General features: G+C 58.2%; 14 protein-coding genes and 1 pseudogene. 7 read left to right on the top strand and 8 right to left on the bottom strand.

Annotation, left to right across the window (positions count from 1 at the left end; all coding sequences use genetic code 11):
• Positions 1 to 22 precede the first annotated feature (22 nt).
• From alr to pheA, 3 genes are all read left to right on the top strand, one after another.
• The gene (gene alr / locus ACVWXE_RS02405; protein ID WP_457489491.1) at positions 23 to 1,297 is read left to right on the top strand and encodes an alanine racemase; all 1,275 of its coding nucleotides are present in this window, start codon (positions 23 to 25) and stop codon (positions 1,295 to 1,297) included.
• A gap of 201 nt (positions 1,298 to 1,498) precedes the next feature.
• Entirely contained in the window at positions 1,499 to 1,867 is a 369-nt protein-coding gene (locus tag ACVWXE_RS02410) for a late competence development ComFB family protein (protein WP_414330167.1), read from the top strand.
• A gap of 13 nt (positions 1,868 to 1,880) precedes the next feature.
• On the top strand, positions 1,881 to 2,867 hold the full coding sequence (pheA, locus tag ACVWXE_RS02415; protein ID WP_011432298.1) for a prephenate dehydratase: 987 nt from the start codon (positions 1,881 to 1,883) through the stop codon (positions 2,865 to 2,867).
• A gap of 54 nt (positions 2,868 to 2,921) precedes the next feature.
• Here the strand turns inward: pheA and ACVWXE_RS02420 are convergent, their stop codons facing one another.
• Positions 2,922 to 3,779, bottom strand: coding sequence for a sulfite exporter TauE/SafE family protein (locus ACVWXE_RS02420; protein WP_457489492.1), 858 nt, complete (start codon positions 3,777 to 3,779; stop codon positions 2,922 to 2,924).
• A gap of 215 nt (positions 3,780 to 3,994) precedes the next feature.
• On the opposite strand from ACVWXE_RS02420, the gene ACVWXE_RS02425 reads away from it, so the two are divergent.
• A complete protein-coding gene (locus ACVWXE_RS02425; protein ID WP_457489493.1) occupies positions 3,995 to 5,833 on the top strand; it encodes a transglutaminase domain-containing protein in 1,839 nt (612 codons plus the stop codon).
• 32 nt (positions 5,834 to 5,865) lie between these two features.
• The gene (locus ACVWXE_RS02430) at positions 5,866 to 6,093 is read left to right on the top strand and encodes a Uma2 family endonuclease (protein ID WP_414382071.1); all 228 of its coding nucleotides are present in this window, start codon (positions 5,866 to 5,868) and stop codon (positions 6,091 to 6,093) included.
• Positions 6,094 to 6,432: 339 nt separating this feature from the next.
• On the opposite strand, the gene ACVWXE_RS02435 is transcribed toward ACVWXE_RS02430, so the two are convergent.
• Positions 6,433 to 7,497, bottom strand: coding sequence for a Gfo/Idh/MocA family protein (locus tag ACVWXE_RS02435; protein WP_011432295.1), 1,065 nt, complete (start codon positions 7,495 to 7,497; stop codon positions 6,433 to 6,435).
• 109 nt (positions 7,498 to 7,606) lie between these two features.
• Positions 7,607 to 9,184: a phospholipid carrier-dependent glycosyltransferase gene (locus ACVWXE_RS02440; protein ID WP_457489494.1), complete on the bottom strand. Its 1,578-nt coding sequence runs from the start codon at positions 9,182 to 9,184 to the stop codon at positions 7,607 to 7,609.
• 211 nt (positions 9,185 to 9,395) lie between these two features.
• Between ACVWXE_RS02440 and ilvB the strand changes: the two are divergent.
• Positions 9,396 to 11,195, top strand: a pseudogene (gene ilvB / locus ACVWXE_RS02445) (biosynthetic-type acetolactate synthase large subunit); the annotation flags it as partial.
• A 355-nt stretch (positions 11,196 to 11,550) separates the two neighbouring features.
• Here ilvB and ACVWXE_RS02450 read toward each other — a convergent pair.
• The 4 genes from ACVWXE_RS02450 to ACVWXE_RS02465 all read right to left on the bottom strand — a co-directional run bounded on the left by ACVWXE_RS02450 (position 11,551) and on the right by ACVWXE_RS02465 (position 16,210).
• The gene (locus ACVWXE_RS02450; RefSeq protein WP_414330234.1) at positions 11,551 to 13,158 is read right to left on the bottom strand and encodes a glycoside hydrolase family 57 protein; all 1,608 of its coding nucleotides are present in this window, start codon (positions 13,156 to 13,158) and stop codon (positions 11,551 to 11,553) included.
• A 159-nt stretch (positions 13,159 to 13,317) separates the two neighbouring features.
• Complete coding sequence (gene glgA, locus ACVWXE_RS02455) at positions 13,318 to 14,793, bottom strand: glycogen synthase GlgA (protein WP_457411701.1); 1,476 nt, start codon at positions 14,791 to 14,793, stop codon at positions 13,318 to 13,320.
• Positions 14,794 to 15,338: 545 nt separating this feature from the next.
• Entirely contained in the window at positions 15,339 to 15,764 is a 426-nt protein-coding gene (locus ACVWXE_RS02460; protein ID WP_011432290.1) for a DUF2996 domain-containing protein, read from the bottom strand.
• Between the two features lie 80 nt (positions 15,765 to 15,844).
• Positions 15,845 to 16,210: an NAD(P)H-quinone oxidoreductase subunit M gene (locus ACVWXE_RS02465; protein ID WP_011432289.1), complete on the bottom strand. Its 366-nt coding sequence runs from the start codon at positions 16,208 to 16,210 to the stop codon at positions 15,845 to 15,847.
• Between the two features lie 114 nt (positions 16,211 to 16,324).
• Here ACVWXE_RS02465 and ACVWXE_RS02470 point away from each other — a divergent pair, with 114 nt between their 5' ends.
• Complete coding sequence (locus ACVWXE_RS02470) at positions 16,325 to 17,413, top strand: radical SAM/SPASM domain-containing protein (RefSeq protein ID WP_414330230.1); 1,089 nt, start codon at positions 16,325 to 16,327, stop codon at positions 17,411 to 17,413.
• 95 nt (positions 17,414 to 17,508) lie between these two features.
• On the opposite strand, the gene ylqF is transcribed toward ACVWXE_RS02470, so the two are convergent.
• Complete coding sequence (gene ylqF / locus ACVWXE_RS02475; RefSeq protein ID WP_457489495.1) at positions 17,509 to 18,360, bottom strand: ribosome biogenesis GTPase YlqF; 852 nt, start codon at positions 18,358 to 18,360, stop codon at positions 17,509 to 17,511.
• Positions 18,361 to 18,698: the final 338 nt, after the last annotated feature.

Raw genomic sequence — 18,698 nt, forward strand, 5'->3', positions numbered from 1 at the left:
TTTTGGGTGTGGGGGGTGAACGGTGAATCGAGAACCGGTCGCGCCGGCGGCGCAGGGCACTTTGAGAGCAGCTGCTCTGGGAGTGCAGGGAAATACTTGGAGAGAGGGATCCCAGAAGGCCAATTCCTTGGCGGAGCTGGATTGCGCGATTGACCTGGAGCTGTTGACCAGTCGGGCTTGGGTGGAAATTGACGCGGCCCAGTTGCGGGAAAATCTGCGGCTATTGCAGGCTCGCCTGTCGCCGGATACGGAGATCTGGGCGGTGGTGAAGGCCAATGCCTACGGGCATGGGGCGCAGTTGGTGGCTCCCGTGGCTGTTGCGGCTGGTGCCAAGGGGCTGTGTGTGGCCACCCTGGCCGAAGGGATCGAGTTGCGGCAAACGGGGCTGCAGGCTCCGGTTCTGGTGTTGGGAGCTTTGAATACCTGGGCAGAACTACAGCAGGCCATGGCAGCCCGGTTGGAGGTCAGCCTCACCTGCACAGACCAAATCCCGCTGATGTGTCAGGTAGCCCGTTGGGCCGGGCGACCCATCCCGGTGCATGTCAACGTGGATACGGGTATGACCCGTTTGGGGATCCCCTGGAAGGAAGCAGCAGCCGTGTGGGGGCAGATTTGTCGGATCCCGGAGCTGGAGGGCTGTAGCTTGTTTTCCCATCTGGCGACGGCGGACGAGCCCCATTCTCCGGTCATGGAACAGCAGCACGCCCGCTTTGCCCAGGTGGTGGAACAGATCCGCCAAGCCGGGGATCCCTTACCGGCGCTGCATCTGGATAACTCAGCCGGTGCTTTAACCCATCTCCACTACTCCCGTGTGCGCCTGGGACTGGCCCTCTATGGCCTGTCCCCTGCCCCCCACTTGCAACTGCCGGGTCTGCAGCCGATTCTGCGACTCAAGGCGCGGCTGACCCACATCCAAACTGTGCCTGCCCAGACCGGAGTGAGCTATGGACATCGCTACATCACCTCTCGCCCCAGTCGCATTGCCACTCTGGCCATCGGCTATGCGGATGGGATCCCACGGCGGCTTTCCGGCTGGCTGCGAGGATGGGTGCGCGGCGGCTTGATCCAACAGGTGGGCACAATCACGATGGATCAATGTATGTGGGATGTAACCGAGAGGCCGGATATCCAGGTGGGGGATGTGGTGGAGCTGCTGGGCCCGAATCTGGTGAATGTGGGTTTATCCGTGCAGGATTGGGCCGATCAGTTGGGTACTATTTCCTATGAGTTGCTGTGTGGACTTTCTGCCCGTCTGCCAAGAGTGTTGGTTAATTCTCTGGGGTTTGATGATGGCTGACAGGACAGATCCGATTGCCTCAGCACACCCAAATACATCAAGCCCGGATAGGAGCGGGCCAGAGGCTGTTCGCGTCAGCAGCAGGGGATTTGGCTTGACTTGTCAACAGAGAATAGAGCAGCATCGAAGGTAATCGAGGGCACTCCTGATCACTGAAAACAGTGACTTGGCGGCGGATTCGGTTCCCATTGGGAGGTAGCGATGGCGGAGCAACATAAGCCTCTGAAGAGCCTGGAAAATCAAATGGAACGGGCTGTTCTGGAGATGGTCAATGAAATCCTGCTGATGGAGAGTCAACAGCGCTACTGCTTCTGCGAGAAATTCTGTAACGATGCTGCCGCCCTGGCTTTGAACAACCTCCAGCCTCGATACGCCACCAGTTTTCACGGCTCTCTCCGAACTTTAGAAGCCATTCAAGCGGATCAGGAGTTGCAGAGGCTGATCCGATTGGAGGTGGTGAAGGCCATGGACAAGGTGGCGGCCAATCCCCGTTGCCCAGAACCTGAATGTCCTTTGCTGCTGCGCGACGCCGAGACGATAGAGTTAGAGCTGGCCCCTAGCGACAATTGAAGAAATGGCTCTGATGGAGCTGCGCTCCGCTAGCGCGAACGTTTCCCCTTCGCCAGTGGCCTTCCTCGGCCCTGCTGGAACCTACACAGAGTTAGCAGCTTTGCTGGCCTGCCCTGAGCAGCCTCACCTGCACAGCCAGGGATCCCACCCCTTAGTGCCTTATCCAACGATCAGCGCCTGTCTAGAGGCGGTAGCTGCCGGCCAGCAACAATGGGCGGTGGTGCCGGTGGAAAACTCGGTGGAGGGGGGGGTCTCGATGACCTTGGATGCCCTGTGGCAACTGGAGGGGCTAGGGATCCGGCAGGCGCTGATCCTGCCCATTCGCCATGCCCTCATCGGACGTGCCTCGCGGTTGGAGCAAATTGAGCAGGTCTACTCCCACCCGCAAGCTTTGGCCCAATGTCAGGCTTGGCTGAGATCCCATCTGCCCCAGGCCACTTTGATCCCAACCCGCTCGACCACCGAAGAATTGGATCGCCTGCAGGAGCAGCCCAGCGCCGCCGTCATCGCCTCAGAACGAGCTGCCACCCTCTACCAACTGCCGGTCTTGGCCTGCCCGATCAACGATCACCCCGACAATTGCACTCGCTTTTGGGTTATTGGCCGTGCGCCGCTCTCGCGTTCCGGTCAACAGGGTGAAACCTCTGCCGATCCTGCTTCTCCGGGGGGATCCCATACTTCCTTGGCCTTCAGCCTCCCCCACAACGTGCCGGGAGCGCTGCTGAAACCTCTGCAAGTGTTTGCGGAGCGAGGCCTGAATATGTCTCGCATTGAGTCGCGCCCCACCAAAAAATCGGCAGGGACGTATGTCTTTTTTGTCGATTTGGAGAACCCTATCGGCCAACCCTATTTGGATGCCGAGGTGGTTGCGGCGCTGGAATCAATTGCTGAAACCTTGAAGCTCTTCGGCAGCTACCCTGTGCATGACCTCTGCAAACAAGGGGATCTATCCCAAGTAGCAAAAGCCCTGCCCTCTGAGGGGAAAGCGCGTCCAACGTAGAATCGAAATGACCAAGGACTGCTGTCTTGAGCGCTCAGGCAGACCAGGATCACTTCACAGAGCTCGATAACCTTGCCAGGCTTGCCAAAAAATGTAAAGAGAAAGAATGGCCAGGAAGCCCCGAAACAACAGACTGACGGTTTCATCGGGCAATTTGGGCAGGGTGCGTGTGCTAATCTGTACACCGATTAACCCCCCTGTGCCCAAGATTAAACCTGGGATCCAGAGCACATTCTGGTGGATGGTGCCGTCCCCGAACCCCAGGCCATTCCAGATCCAATCGCTGAGGCCCGCATGGCTGGCAGTGGCAGCAACTGCTGTGATCACAATGGCCCCCAGACTGGTCTGAATCGCCACTTTGATTGTCTCTTTCAGCAGCAGGATCTGCATTGGCACCAGGATCACCCCACCGCCGATGCCAAACAGCCCGGCCAACAAACCGGCAGTGCCGCCGGTCAGGGCGCGGGCTAACCAGGGAGACATCTGCCCTGAGGACTCCGTCCCGCTGAGGTGCTCGGCATCGCTGACGTCAGCCCCCAATTCTTGGGCCTGGATAACCACCTTTTTGTTGAGTTGCACCAGGTAAGTGTTGGCCAGCAGCAACACCCCGAAGGCTGTCAACAGCAGGTAGCTGGGAAGGCGACTGGCGATAATTGCTCCTACTTGAGCCGTAAGCAACGCTGGGATCCCCAGCAGGATCACCCGTTTCAGATCCAGCATGCCCATCCGCCAGTTTTGGATGCTGCCTGCAATCGAGGTCATAACGATGGAAAGGTTGCTGGTGGCTGCAGCTTGAACCGGTGGGATCCCCAAGCTGACCTGTAAGGGCACCAGGATCGTTCCACCGCCAATGCCCAGAACCCCGGCTAGGATCCCTGCCACCAGGCCGCCAATTGCCAAGGCCAACTCCATCCCCTACCACTCCCCACCGCTGCTCTATCTTGCTGGCCAAAAAGCCGCCATCATCGTAACATTCTCCAGTCCTGGCAAGACTAGCAGGGATACATCGGTCGAGAAGCCTTGGGTGTGGGGTTGAAAAGAGGCGCATCATAAAATGTTGGACAGTCGTACTGATCTGGTGCGGATCGCGCTAGCGCGCCAACTTCTCCACAAGCAGGGAAGCCTTCATGGTTGCCATTCATCCGGCAAATGATCTGGGTGCTCTGAAAAATCCGGGTTCTACGGCAGAAGGATCCCAGCCCGCTTGGTGGCCTCAATCTGGGCAGCAACAGGGAACTGTGGCCCCTTTGCAACCGTTGGGGCTGGTCGCTTTGGAAGGTTTGGCCACCTGGGGAGATTGCCTACTCGGCTTGGATCGGGTGAGGGGCTATTTGGTGGAAATTCAAGAGCACAACACCCTGCTGCTCAATCCCCATCATGTCCATTCTTTCCAAGGCGCTTACGGTTTGTGGGTAGAGTCAGAAGGGGATCAAGCGTGGATTTGGCTCAGTCGGGAGCAAGAGGGGCAAATCTTGCGCATTCCCATGTCCGCTCTGCAGCAACCGGGATCCCTGGAAGCCTTTCCAGTGTGTAGGTGCCCCTACCCTATCGAAGGGATCGCCCTCTGGAGCGATCCCCACACGGGAAACCGCTACCTCTATGCCACCTGCTACAAACGGGGAAAAATCCTGCAACTGGATCCCAGCCGTGGCCTTATTGTGCAGGAGATGCCTGCCCCTGGGGTTGGCCGAGAACAGATTGCGGTGCAGGGAGACTACCTCTGGGTGAGCGATCGGGTGGAAGAGACGATCTACGTGCTGGAGCGCCAGACCGGGCGAGAACTGGCCCGTATCCTCACCCCTTCTCCTGGGCCAACAGGCTTGGCCCATTGGCGGGGGCAACTCTGGGTGGCCTATGCCCACGAAGAAGCCTACATCCACGACAACCCCAACGCTCCAGATCCCTTGTCGGTGGCCCTGCGCGACAAAACCTGGGTGGCTCCCCTGCGCCTGCGGCCTTTGGATCCCCTCTCTGTCCACAGCTCCTCAGACCCCTCTGACGTTGGCGGGATCGAGGCCAAGGACCCCCCCATTGCCTGTCCGGTGGTCTTTCAGCCCCAGCGTCTGGGGGAACGCGCCACCTACACCCTCTCCCACGGCTATCGGGTGGAGCTGACCTATGTGGAAGAAATTGCCCAAGAAGAGCCGCGCTTCCTGCCCGATTTGGTCTGGCGAATTGCCTTGCCCTGCAACAGCCTTCGCCAACGGGTGCGCAGCCTGCACTGGGTAGGTCTGCCGTTTGAAGTGGAAGAGCAATCTGGCCAACAGGTGGCGGTGTTTTCGCTGGGATCCCTGGGGGCCCATGAGGTGCGCTTGTTTGGCTGGCGGGCGGTGCTGGATCTCTACAGTATCAAGTACTGCATCGATCCACTGGATGTAGAGGCTGCCGTTTTGCCCAGGGAGCTGCGGGATCGCTACTTGGTGGACGATGACTACCTGGCCATGGACACCTCGATTGTCCGAGAGGCAGCGCGGCTGGCCGTTGGCAGCGAGACCAACTTGCTGCGCAAAATGCTCAATATCCGGGCCTATGTTTACGACAAGCTCTCCTACCGGGTCACCTCTCGCATCGATCCGCCGGATGAGGTTTTGCGGCGTGGCTCCGGTTCTTGTGGTGAATATGTGGGGGTGCTGTTGGCTTTGGCCCGCCTCAATGGGATCCCTTGCCGCACGGTGGGGCGCTACAAATGTCCTCCCCATCCAGAACTGAAAGGGATCCCGCTGTTTCCCCAGTACAACCACGTGTGGATTGAGTTTTATCTGCCCGGCTGGGGTTGGGTGCCGATGGAGTCGAACCCCGACGATCGGGGGGAGCGCCCCTATTCGCAGCGCTACTTCATGGGCTTGCCCTGGACCCATGCCGAGATCGCCAAAGGGATCCCTTTCGAGACGATCAACACCGACCAAGCCTCAATTGGGGAGCTGGCCATTAACCATGTGCAGTTTCGCATCTTAGAAGAAATTTGAAAGGCGAATAGAGTGAGAAAACGGGCCTGAGATTGGCCAACACTGCTCCGGGAGTGATTTTTGCCGAAGATAACAATGTGGCTCCTGATGTGGTGTGGGTGAGCCGCTCTCGACTGAGAACAGCGCTGGGGGCGGATGGCAAACTCCACAGTGCCCCAGAATCGGCGGTAGGAGTGCTGAGCCCTGGAGCTCGCAATATTGGCCAAGATAAGCAAACTAAGCTCAAGCTTTACAGTCGGCTTGGGCTACAGGAGTATTGAGTGGTGGACTGGCAACAGCAACAAGTGGAAGTCTACCGGCGTCAGCAAAGGCAGTTGGTGTTGATCAAAACTTGCTTGGGAAAGATGAATTGGACTCGAATTGGACTCGCCGTTGCTGCCGGGGCTTGCGTGCCCGATTTCACAGCTGTGGATGCCACCTCTTGCCTGAGTCTGGTGGGAGCCCCATTGCTCGCTCGAAAAGCTGCCACCCGAATGGGGAGCTGTCAATAGAGCTGCACTCCGCGGGCGCGAATGTCGCTTTTTCTTCCCCAGCCTGATGCTGGAATGGCTATGGGCCAACAACAGGGCTCTGCCCCCATCTGGGGCTTGCGTTAAAGACTAGGATAGGAGACTACGGCGGGGCTTGGCTTCGCTCCAGGCACATCCATCCAAAGCAATCCGCTCTACCTCCGAGGCCAGCCTCAATGCTTTCAGGGCCTGTTCCCCACCCACAGAAGGTTGGTTGCCCCCCCGCACGCAATTGATGAAGTGCTCCAGTTCGGCATGCAGCTTGTCGATATTGTCGGTGTGGACTTTCTCAATCAAACAATCCCGCTGGTAGGGCATTTGGCCGTAGTCGCTGGTGCTGCCGACGGATCCCTGGCGGTACACCGAGATCTCATTGTGTAGAAAATCTGCTTCTACCAAGGCATTCTTGCAGTGGACGGCAATTTTGCGCACCTTGCGGTGGGTGACCTTGCTGGCAGTGAGGGTGGCGATGGCACCGTTGGCAAAAGTGAGAGTAGCCGTGACGTAGTCCAGGTAGCCCAGCTTGGAGATGCGGTTGCCGCTGGCGGTAATCTGGGTCACGGGAGATGGGATCAGCTCCAGCAACAGATCGATGTCGTGGATCATCAAGTCGAATACCACCGACACATCGCTGGCGCGGTCGGAATAGGGGCTGAGACGGTGAGCCTCAAAAGCCAGAGGTTCTTCACTTTGCAAGACTTGGCCCAGCTTTTGGAAAACAGGGCTGAAGCGCTCGATGTGCCCCACCTGCAAAATACAATTGCAATCGGCAGCTCGGTTCACCAGCGATTCTGCTTCGCTGATGCTGGCAGCGATGGGCTTTTCGATCAGCACATGTACCCCGGCCTCCAGGCAGGCCATACCCACCTCGTGGTGCAGAACCGTCGGCACGGCAATGGCCACGGCAGCTACATGGGGCAGCAGATCGCGGTAGTCCTCATAGAAATGAACGCGGTGGCGGCTGGCCACATCCAATCCCCGTTCCACGTTGATATCCGCTACCCCCACGACCCGCACATCCTTCATCAGGCTGAAAACGCGGGTGTGGTGCTGGCCCATGTTGCCTACCCCGATCACCCCAACCGGGACAGCTTGCTCTGAATAAGCCAGTGGACGGCGGGGAGAGTTGGCAGAACTCGGGCAAGATCGGGCCATGACGTTTCCACTACCTCCACCACAAGGGTTTCGCGAACCTCGCTCCATCTTTCGGTAACGGAGCGCCGCATTTCACGAAACAAACTTCACAAAGCTTACCATGCCTCCCTTAGATCCAGTTCAAGCCGGGGATGGGCGGCAGGTGCAGCGGGGGCTGTTGGCAGGATTGGGGGCTGAAACAGAACAGCGGCACCGGGCTAGAGCGAAACCACATGCGGGCGTAGAATCCGCTTGGACTGAGGGGCAGGCCAAGCCAAACGGGGAAAAAGAAGACAAAGGACGCCAAAACCAAGGCCACCGCCGTGATGCTCGCCCCGCGCCAAAAGCGGCGATAGCTCTGCCAGCCCAGCAGCACCAACCAAGCCAGGGCTAGGGTGCTAAACGCCAGAGCGCTCATGTAGTGGTAGATAAAAACGCAGCGGCTGACCCTAAACCAAGGCAGGTAATTGGCCGCATAGCCGATCAAAATGAAGGCTTCGAGACCGTGAAAGCGGCGGATCCCTCGCCAGACGAGCACCAAGATGGATCCCGTGCCCAGCCACCACAGCCAAGGATTGCCCAAGCCATGAACAGCTTGCCAGAGGTTGCCCTGACTGCCGAAGTAGTAGGCCACGGGGCGGCCCAGAATTGGCCAGGACCAAGCTCCTGCCGAGGCCAAGGGCGTAGTCAGCCAAGGACGCAAAGCCGGGAACCAAGCCACCAGGGATCGCAAGCTGGTGGAGCAGTAGGGGTGAACAGGGGTCTCTTCGTTCACCACCAGGTGGGCTGCCATGTGGCCGCCGTAGATGGATTGGTTGATGAGCACCAGGGATCGGAAATAATTCTGGATGCCCGTCCAGCTCCAATCCAGAGTTAGTCCCTGTTGGGGATTCAGCTGCAGGTGCGGGATCCACTGAATGGCATAAAAGGCCAGCGGAGCGAGGATGAAGCAAAACACATAGTGCCACCAGCGCAGATGACGAATCTGGCTCAAAATGCCCAACCGTGGGATCCACTGCGGGCGCAGCCAGACTACCCCCCAGACGAGGATCCCCAACAGAGCAAACATGAAGGTAAACCAGAGGCCATTCCACTTCACCGAAGCTGCCGCCCCCAACAGGATCCCGGAGCAAGCAAAGTGAGCAGCCCGTCGCCAACCTTGGTTTTCTAGACCTCTCAGCAACAGAATGGTCGCTGCCAGCCCAAAGGCTACCAGATACACGTTGATCAGGCCAAAGCGGGATTCCACCAGAAACACCCCATCGGTCAGCAGCAAAACCCCGCTCAACAGAGCAAAGCCCACGTGGTAGGTGAGGCGGTAGGCTAAACCGGTCAGCAACAGAGGGATCAGGGATCCGCAAAAAGCAGTGGCGAAGCGGAATCCCCACTCGTTGCGGCCAAACACCTGAATGCTAAGGGCAATGAAGTACTTGCCCAAGGGGGGATGCACATCGTAAAAAGGCTTGCCATCCAGGTAGTTCTGGGCAAACTCCGGGAAGTACACCTCATCGAACACAGGTGCCGGGAACTCGTCCAGCCGCCACAGGCGCAACCCCAGACCCACCAGAAAGATCCCCAGCGCTCCCCATACCAGCCACTGTCGGGATCCCACAGCACTGTGCGGGGATCCGAGGATGGGCACAGCTAGCAGCAAGCTGCCCTGAGACCGCTCCGGCCCGGGGTCAATGGGGGTTGGCTCTCCAGTCATGGATAGGGCACTCTCAACACTCCGGCGAGGATCCCTAGGGATCCCCAGTGTTACTTTAGCCGACCGTGAAAGTCTAAGCGATTCCAAAGCAAACCACTGCTAGACTGTAGAATTGAATACAAAGTTGGCCAACTTCTGGCCAGTACCCTGTCTGCGCTGGCGCTCCTGAGAGCGGGCGTTTGACGTTCGGTCATCTCAGTGGGGAGGAGACACCGTGGCGACTGGTGGATATGCGTTGGTGGACAGCCTGCACCGGCATGGGGTGCAACACATCTTTGGCTATCCGGGGGGAGCCATCCTCCCCATCTACGACGAGCTGTACAAAGCCGAGTCTCAGGGGCTGCTCAAACATTACCTGGTACGCCACGAACAAGCGGCTGCCCACGCCGCCGACGGATATGCTCGCGCCACTGGCAAGGTGGGGGTGTGTTTTGCTACCTCTGGCCCAGGGGCGACCAACCTGGTGACGGGCATCGCCAACGCCATGATGGACTCTGTACCCATGGTGGTCATCACCGGGCAGGTACCTCGCCATCTGATTGGCACCGACGGCTTCCAGGAGACGGACATCTTTGGCATCACCCTGCCCATTGTGAAGCACTCCTACGTGGTACGGGATCCGCGCCAAATGTCTCGGATCGTGGCAGAGGCTTTTCACATTGCCGGGACAGGGCGGCCCGGGCCGGTGCTGATCGACATCCCCAAAGATGTGGGCCTGGAAGAGTTTGACTATCAACCTGTCAGCGAGATCAACATCCCCGGCTACAAGCCCACCGTGCGAGGCAACCCACGGCAAATCCATGCGGCGGCCAAGCTGATCCTGCAGGCCAAACGGCCCTTGCTCTATGTGGGAGGTGGAGCGATCATCTCCGGTGCCCACGCCGAAATTGCCGAGCTGGCCCACACCTATCGGATCCCGGTGACCACCACCCTCATGGGCAAAGGGGCTTTCGATGAGAACGATCCCCTGTCGGTGGGGATGCTGGGCATGCACGGCACGGCCTATGCCAACTTCGCCGTCACCGAGTGCGACCTGCTCATTGCGGTGGGGGCCCGCTTTGACGATCGCGTGACCGGCAAGCTAGATGAATTTGCCAAGCACGCCAAAGTCATTCACATCGACATCGACCCAGCCGAGGTGGGCAAAAACCGTGCGCCCGATGTGCCGATTGTAGGGGATGTGCGCACTGTTCTGGTGGAGATGCTGGCTCAACTGAGCAAAATGCCTTCTACTCCAGGCCTAACTCAGGCCTGGCTGGATCGGATCGAGCGCTGGAAGCGGGACTATCCCCTGCAGGTGCCCAGCTACGAAGGCGTGATTGCCCCTCAACAGGTGATCGATGCCTTTCGTCGTCATGCTCCCCACGCCTACTACACCACCGATGTTGGCCAGCATCAGATGTGGGCGGCGCAGTTTCTGCGCAACGGGCCGCGCCAATGGATCTCCAGTTCTGGGCTGGGCACCATGGGCTACGGGTTCCCCGCGGCGATGGGAGTCAAGGTAGCCCTGCCTCACGAAGAAGTCATCTGCATCAGTGGCGATGCCAGCTTCCAGATGAACATGCAAGAGCTGGGCACAGTGGCTCAGTACGGCATTGCCACCAAAGTGGCCATCATCAACAACGGCTGGCAGGGCATGGTGCGGCAGTGGCAGCAGGCCTTCCACGGCGAGCGCTACTCCCACTCGGATATGTCTCCCGGAATGCCGGATTTTGTCAAGCTAGCCGAGGCTTTTGGGGTAAAAGGGATCCGCGTCGATCACCCCGATCAACTGGAAGATGCCATCCAGGAGATCCTCAAGCACGAGGGGCCGGTAGTGGCCGACTTTGTGGTCAAGCGGGACGAAAACTGCTACCCGATGGTGCCTGCCGGCAAAGCTAACTATCAGATGATCGGGCTGCCGGAGAAGCGGCAACTGGAACAAGCCGCCGAGCTGATCTACTGCCCCAATTGCGGCACCAAAAACCCCACCCTGCACAAGTTTTGCGCCGAGTGCGGCACCAAGCTCTAGAACCGACGGCCTGACCATTCGGCTGGGGAAGGCGGGATCCCAAGCTCTCTCTGCCGACTCCTGACCCTCACCCCCAGCCCTTCTCCCAAAGGGAGAGGAGAGTTGGGATCAACACTGCTTAGCTTGTGGGGGCGTGGGGTAGCTAAGCCCCGCACTGTAACCGTAGCATCAGTGTCGGGATACAGATACCCCCACATGGTGTATGATGGGAGTAGTTGTACAAAACGGCGTTGCCGGAATCTGGTACAACTACGCGGTAGGGCATTCCGTGTCTGCGCGTGGAGGGTTCTTGCGAAGGCTCCCCGATGAAGCGCGAAGCCCACGCTGTACCTGTAGGGTCAGCGATGGGAGTATGTCACAGGGGTCGGTAAACCCGGTAGTTGATATTGGGGAAGATGTTGTCCATATATTCCACCTTGGCCAGCCACTGCTCCTCTTCAGGGGTGGCTTTTTCTCGCCGAAACTGACCCTCTTTGATCTTCTCGTAGAGGTGGTTGAAGCGCAGCAGATGGGACTTGGTGCGGCGCACTGCATAGGGAACCATCGTCCCTGTGCGCATGATAAAAGCCCAGTCAGACGATTGAGCCAGTAGCAATTCTCGCGCCGCCTGGTTCAAGGCCCGCCATTCTAGGTCATCGGCAGGCTCGCGACGGCTCAGCTCGATCATCCGCTCGGTGGCCTTGTGCAGGTGGGGGTAGATCCAGGCGTTGGTGGGGTTGAGCCAGTACTCGTGGAAGCCGCGCGCCCCCCAACTGGACTGGGCAGGTTTGCACACCTGCTGGGTGGGGTTCTCCCGCAGGTACTCCGCCAGGTGAGTCATGCGGTAGGTGTTTTGGTCGAAGTAGCTCTTGCGGATGAGAAAATCCAAAAACCAAGGGCCCTCGTACCACCAGTGGCCGAACAACTCCGCATCGTAGGGGGCCACCACCAGCGGCGGGCGGCCCATGACGCTGTACAAATATTCGATTTGCCGCTGGCGGTTGAACATAAAGTTGCCCGCATGCTCTGCCGCTTTCTCCCGCGCCCAATAGGGGTCGTAAAGCTGCTTTTGCCCCAGGTCCAGGTTGCGCCCGGTGATGCGGTGGTACTTGATGCCGGTGTTTTTCCGCTGGCCGTTGGGCATGATGTAAGGCTTGATGTACTCGTAGTCGGCCTCATACCCTAGGTCTTTGTAGAACTCGCGGTAAACCGGATCCCCTGGATAGCCCACCTCTGCCGACCACACCTGCTGCGAAGACTCGTGATCCCGCCCGAAAACGGCGACGCCGGTCTCGGTAAAAATAGGGGCGTACATGCCGTAACGAGGCCGGGGCTTGGCGTAGAGAAGACCATGGGCGTCGGTGATCATGTAGCGCAGGCCGGCATCGGCAATCATCCGCTCCAGCCCTTGGTAGTAGGCGCATTCCGGCAGCCAGATCCCCCGCGGCCATTGGCCAAAGTGCTCGTTGTAGTGCTCACAAGCTACAATCAACTGCGCCCAGACTGCCTGCGGGTACATCTGCATCAAGGGCAGGTAGCCGTGGGTAGCCCCACAGGTGATGATCTCCAGGTTGCCGCTGTCTTGAAACTGCTTAAAAGCTCGCACCAGATCCCGGTCGTAGCGCTCCCAGAGATCCCGCACCATGGCAAACTGCTTGATGTAGTGCTCCGCCAGGTAGCGAATGTGGCCGTTGGTGGCGTTTTTGTCGTACTCCAGCTGGGCCAGCTCTTCCAATTTGGTTAGGTAGTGGTCGTAGCGCTCCTGCAGCAAGGGATCCCGCAGCATCGACACCAAGGGCGGCGTCAGGGACATGGTGAAGCGAAAGTCGATGCCATCTCGCTGTAGCCCCTCGAACATGTGCAGCAGCGGCACATAGGTCTCCGTGATGGCTTCGTAGAGCCATTCTTCCTCCAGCACAAAGTCTTGCTCAGGGTGGCGCACAAACGGCAGGTGCGCGTGGAGTACCAAGGCGAGATAACCCATGGCAGCCGGGGATCCTTACAGACAGGGAAAGATAACGGAGCAGACTTACCCTTCTCAGCAGCAAATCTGTAGAGAAGGTTAAGCCCAAGATTGCTACCTATCGTCCAGCATTTCGTCCTTGGGGTCAAGAGCTGGGATCGCTGGGGATCGCTGTTGGGCTCAGCGGTGACGAATGAAGTCGTAGATCTCCAGATACTCCTTGCCAGGATAGTTCCAGGAGTAGTCGTAGCTCATGCCTTGAATCTGCAGTTGACGGAACTGGTCAGGAGCGGTGTACCAAAGGTCGATGGCCCGATCCAGAGCCGACTCCAAAGCAGCTGGATCTGTGTGATAAAAGACGTAGCCGTTGCGTTGCTCGGGCAATTTGTGGGGATCGTAGTCGCGGTCGAAGACGGTATCCACCAGGCCGCCCACTCCTCTCACCACCGGAACCGTGCCATACTTCAAGCCAATCATCTGAGTGAGTCCACAGGGTTCGTAGTGGCTGGGCACTACGATGATGTCTGCCCCCGCATAGATAAGGTGGGAAAGTTCTTCGTTAAAGCCCAACTCAATGTGAACATCGGGGTTGTCGTTGAGGTAGCTTTTCTCGTGGGCAAACCAAGCGCCGATCCCTCGCTCCGTAGCGGATCCCAGCAGAACAAATTGGGCATTTTTGAACAGGGAGCGGTAGATGGCATGATGCACCAAATGCACGCCCTTTTGCTCGTCCAATCGCCCGATATAGGCCACGATAGGCTTGTCAACATCCTGCAGTAGCAGCCGATCCCGCAGAGCTTTTTTGTTTTTAGCTTTATTTTCCAGCGTTTGAGCAGTGTAGCGCACGGGGATAAAGCGGTCGATCTCCGGGTTCCAAATGTCGTAATCGATGCCATTCAAAACGCCGCGAAACTTGTGCCGGTGCAAGTAGAGGGTATGGCCAAGTCCATAGCCGTAGTCGCCAAATTGCACCTCCAGCGCGTGATTGGGAGAGACCGTAGTGACAAAGTTGGAAAAAACAATTCCCCCCTTCATAAAGTTGAGAGAAAAGGGGTTGAAGTTATCGCGCAAACGGTCGTAGTGGAAGTAGTAGGGTTCGCGGTTGAGGCCGGTAGCCCAAAGAATCTCTGGGCCGCCAAAGCCTTGGTGTTTGAAGTTGTGAATGGTGTAGCACACCCGCTGGTTTCCCATGCCGTGGTACTTGTAGATCTCAAACAGCAGCACCGGTACCAACCCTGTCTGCCAGTCGTGGCAATGGATGATGTCGGGGCGCTTGTTGCTTTGTAGGAGAAACTCTAGAGCCGCCTTGCTGAAAAAAGCAAAACGCATGTTGTCATCCGGGCAGCCGTAATAACACCCGCGATTAAAGAAGTTGTCTCCTGAGTGAGGCTCAATAAAAAAGCAAAGGCGGCCATGCACCCAGCCGCAGTACACCGAGCAGTGAATGGCTCCCCCGTACCAGGGCACCCAGAGATCGCGATAGGCGTCGTGCAAACCCCAGATCTGGTCGTAGCGCATCGTGTCGTACTTGGGCAAAACCAGCTCGACACAGTGGCCCCGCACCTCCAGCTCGCGGCTGAGGCCGTACACCACATCCCCCAGTCCCCCCGCCTTGATAACCGGGGCGCATTCAGACGCAATCTGCACGATGTACATTTCGAGACCTCCCGTAGCACCGCCTTAGCTTTCTTTACAAACGATAATCTTTTTGGCCTCGACAGAACATCCCTCCCAATGGCAAGGGATCCCTGCACTGGGGAACAACCTCTGGGCCGACCGGGTTCGAGCCCCAGCTGCGCCGTTTGCCGGGGAACCTGATCTACGGGAGCAGCCCTCTGGGCAATTATGGGTATTTCGATTCAAACTAGAAACGTTGAATGCACGGGGCCAGAAGGCTTTTCAAGGACTCCGTCCCGCTGGCGCGATCAGTAGCCCAGGCCTCTCACCCTAACCTGAAACGCGACTATGAACGGCTGATCCCGCTGGGGCGGTACCGTTCTTCGAGCCAAGTGCGCAGCTCATCTTCCGGGAAGGCGGCAGCCAAGGTGCCTGTTCTGGGATCGTGGGCATGCCAAAGAACATGGCCGGATGGATCCTGGCTTTACGGTAACTGCAGCCGGCTGCACCTCCCCTCGTCTCTTGCGAGCAGGCTTACTCTCTCCGGCTAGGGGTAGCTAGGGATCCTTCAAGGTCACGCGAACTCAATACCACTGCTGAGCGTAAAGGCGCTGCACCAAATAAAACACGAATAGGTTGACATCCACGCGCCGCTCGTCGATCATAAAAGACTCGATGGTGCTGGCCGGGGATCCTTCGGTGGTACAGCGGAAGAACTTGCGGCCATTCAAGGATCCCTCAGCAAACAGCACGCTAAATTGCTTCTTGCCTCCTGCAAACGCGCCGACCAGCGTCTTGCCTTCCAGGCGCAGCTCCAGATCGCTGACTCCGCGCTTTTGAAAAGCCGCAATGGCTGCCGGGATCACCTCTTCCGTGATCTGTTGCTCGAAGGGCTTTTCTTCCTTAGCAACTTTTTTCGCAGCGGCTTTGGGGGAATCCTCAGCAGCAGGCTTGGCAGCTTCAGCGGGTTTCTCGGCAGCAGCGGCCTCGGGGGTGGGTTCTCCAGACATGGGGAAACGCTCCGACAATCAGATGGGTAAAAGCCTTAGATGCAGAACAATCAAAAACTCTGTCCAGAACCGGCAAAGAGCTAGCCCTTGGGGATGTATTGGCCGACAATTTCTTCAGCAGGGATCTGGGGAAAGCCCATGCTGAAGTTGGGGGCACGCCCCTGCAGGTTATAGGCGATCTCCCCTTGCTTGAGCAGGGAGCGGATGAAATGTTCCAGGTCAGACCCAATGCGGCGGATATTGTACTCGGTCAAGTCTCGCCCCCGGTATTCTTCCACCAACTCTTCGAAACGGGCATAGACCTTTTGCAGGGCAGCATCAGTCCAGACCAGCTCGTTGTCCGGATCCACATCGAGGGTAAACAGGTCGTCGCGGGGCACGAAGTTGTTGTCTGCAGTAACTTCACCGGCAAAAATGTGGACGTGGCGAGTGGTGCATTTCAGCATTGCGATGGCTCCGCTCCGGATCTAACCTGATAAACAGCGTATCACTACCTAGCGCTTGTGGGGGATCCGCTATTTGCCCTCGACTTGTTCCGGCCCTCTCTATGTCTGCTGTTAATGTCTGCTGTTATTCCCCAACTGGAACGCCTGCACATAGAGGTGACCAACGTTTGCAACTTTAAGTGCGAGTTTTGTCCAGATGGGATCATGCAACGGCGGCGGGGGCACATGGAGCCCGCTCTGCTGGAGCAGATTTTGGAGGAAGTAGCGGCAACAGGGCTGGCCCGCGTGATGGCTTTTCACCTGATGGGGGAGCCGCTGCTCTACCCATACCTTTTCGAGGGTATTCGCAGGGCCGCTGAGCTTGGCCTTCGCCTGCACCTGACCAGCAACGGCAGCACCTTTGCCCTCTGGCCGGAGCACATTGAAAAGCTGAACCGCAGCCCCTTTGCTAAGCTAACCATTTCCCTGCAAACTCCCGATCCAGTCACCTTCAGCATTCGCGGAGCACCTCCCCGCCTCACGCCGGAGCGCTACTTTGCTGGGATTACCCAATTTCTGCAGGTGCACTTGCGCTCCTCCAGCCCTACGCAGGTGCATCTCAAATTCCTGGATACTAGCCCCCACCCGTTTTTGGTGCCGCATAAGGCTCTTTCGGTGATCGATTCTGCACAGCAGATGCGCGCTCAGCTCTCGGCTTGGGCCAGACGAGCTTTGCAAGGGATCCCGGATGCACCGGCTCTCGATTGGGTAGAAGCCCAGATTGCTACTTACCGACCGGGCCGCTGGCAGCAGATCCGCATCCATCCCCGCTTGGTTTTGGAAACGTTTCCCTTGGACAGTTGGGGCAACGTGGAGACAGACCGGGTAATCCCAGCTCGCTGGGGATACTGCAATGGCGCTTCCGGTCAGGCGGGGATCCTCTACGACGGCACGGTGGTGCCCTGTTGCAAGGACTATGAAGGGCAAATCCCGCTGGGGCAAGTGACGCTGGGGGGATCCCTGGCCGAGATTTTGCGGGGCCAACCGGCCTGTGCGCTGCGGCGGGGGTTCAATCGTCTGCAGGTGAACCATCCCGTTTGCCAGCGCTGTATGGGTGGAGACACTTGCATCAAAGCCTTGGCCAGACAAGTGGGTTCCGTTGTCTACTTCAAGGTGTATCGGCCTTGGAAACAGAGGCTGGATCCCGGTTGGGGACAAGTGTAGACAGTTTCGGGAAAAGTCAACGCCCCACAGCAGCGGTTTCCCTGCCGTGGGCATAGCAACAACGTGACTTTCTTTCGTGATTTCTTCTAAGGGGCTCAAGCCTTGGGAGGGAGTTCCAAGGCCAGCGGCCCCAGCAAGCCCTTGCGATAGTCGTTGAGAATTTGCCGTGCTGCCCGTTGAGGATCCCCTTGATACCGCCGCTCGGCCAACTCCTGCACTGCAGCACCACCGGGAGGGATCGGATCCGGCCAACCGTAGCGCTTTTGCAAGAGAGATCCGGCTTGGGGCTGCACCCTCAGCACGTGATCCAAAAAGTAGGCCGCCACCCGTTCGGGATCGTAGGCCGCTTCGCCGATGTCATCGCAGATGGCCAATAGAGAAGCCGCCTGTTGATCCGGCAGAGAGGGCGGTAGGATGCCCGGCGAGTCCAACAGATCCAACTCTCCCCCCAGCCGCACCCACCGCAGTTGCCGCGTCACTCCAGGACGTGCTGCGCTCTCGGCTGCCCGCCGCCTCAAAAGCCGATTCAGCAAAGCAGATTTGCCCACATTGGGAAAGCCCACCACCACCGCCCGAACGGCCCGCGGTCGCATTCCCCGCTGTTGACGCCGCATATTGACCGATTGCCCCAGTTGCAAGACCGCCTGCTTGAGGCGATTCACCCCTTCTCCTGAGCGGCCATTGGTGGGATAGACAGGGATCCCTTGCCGTAAAAAATACTCCTGCCAAGCTTTCAGATCCCTGGCCTCAATGCAGTCCGCCCTGTTCAGAGCCAGGAGGCGAGGTTTTTCCCCCAGCCACCGGCCCAGCTCAGGATGACGACTGGCCGAAGGGATCCGCGCATCCAACACCTCGATGACTGCATCCACCCGCTGCAACTCTTCCCGCAACTGGCCAATTGCCTTGGCAATGTGGCCGGGATACCACTGGATGGCCGGAGAACTCATGCCGCCAGAACCCTAGAAGTGGACAGCAGAAATCAACAGTGGGATCCAATCTAGCCCGATTCCCCAAAAGAGGCTCGACCTGCCGGCTGAAGTAGCCAATAATACAACGTGAGTGCCGCTGGGATCCCTTTCCTGGGCAACCTAATGTTTAACCAACGGGGGTGCGGGGGCAACAAGCCCCGCGCTCTACCCGCAGGGTTAGCGTCGGGATACATGGATCCCTGCATGCTATACCATTATCTTTTTAGGTTGTGTTGATCTTTCATTTGAGCCAAAAGAGAGCACTGACGAGATAGAGAAAACTCAAGAAGTTCCTGGCCAATTTGTCAAAACGAGAA

Source organism: Thermostichus sp. MS-CIW-41, assembly GCF_054058915.1.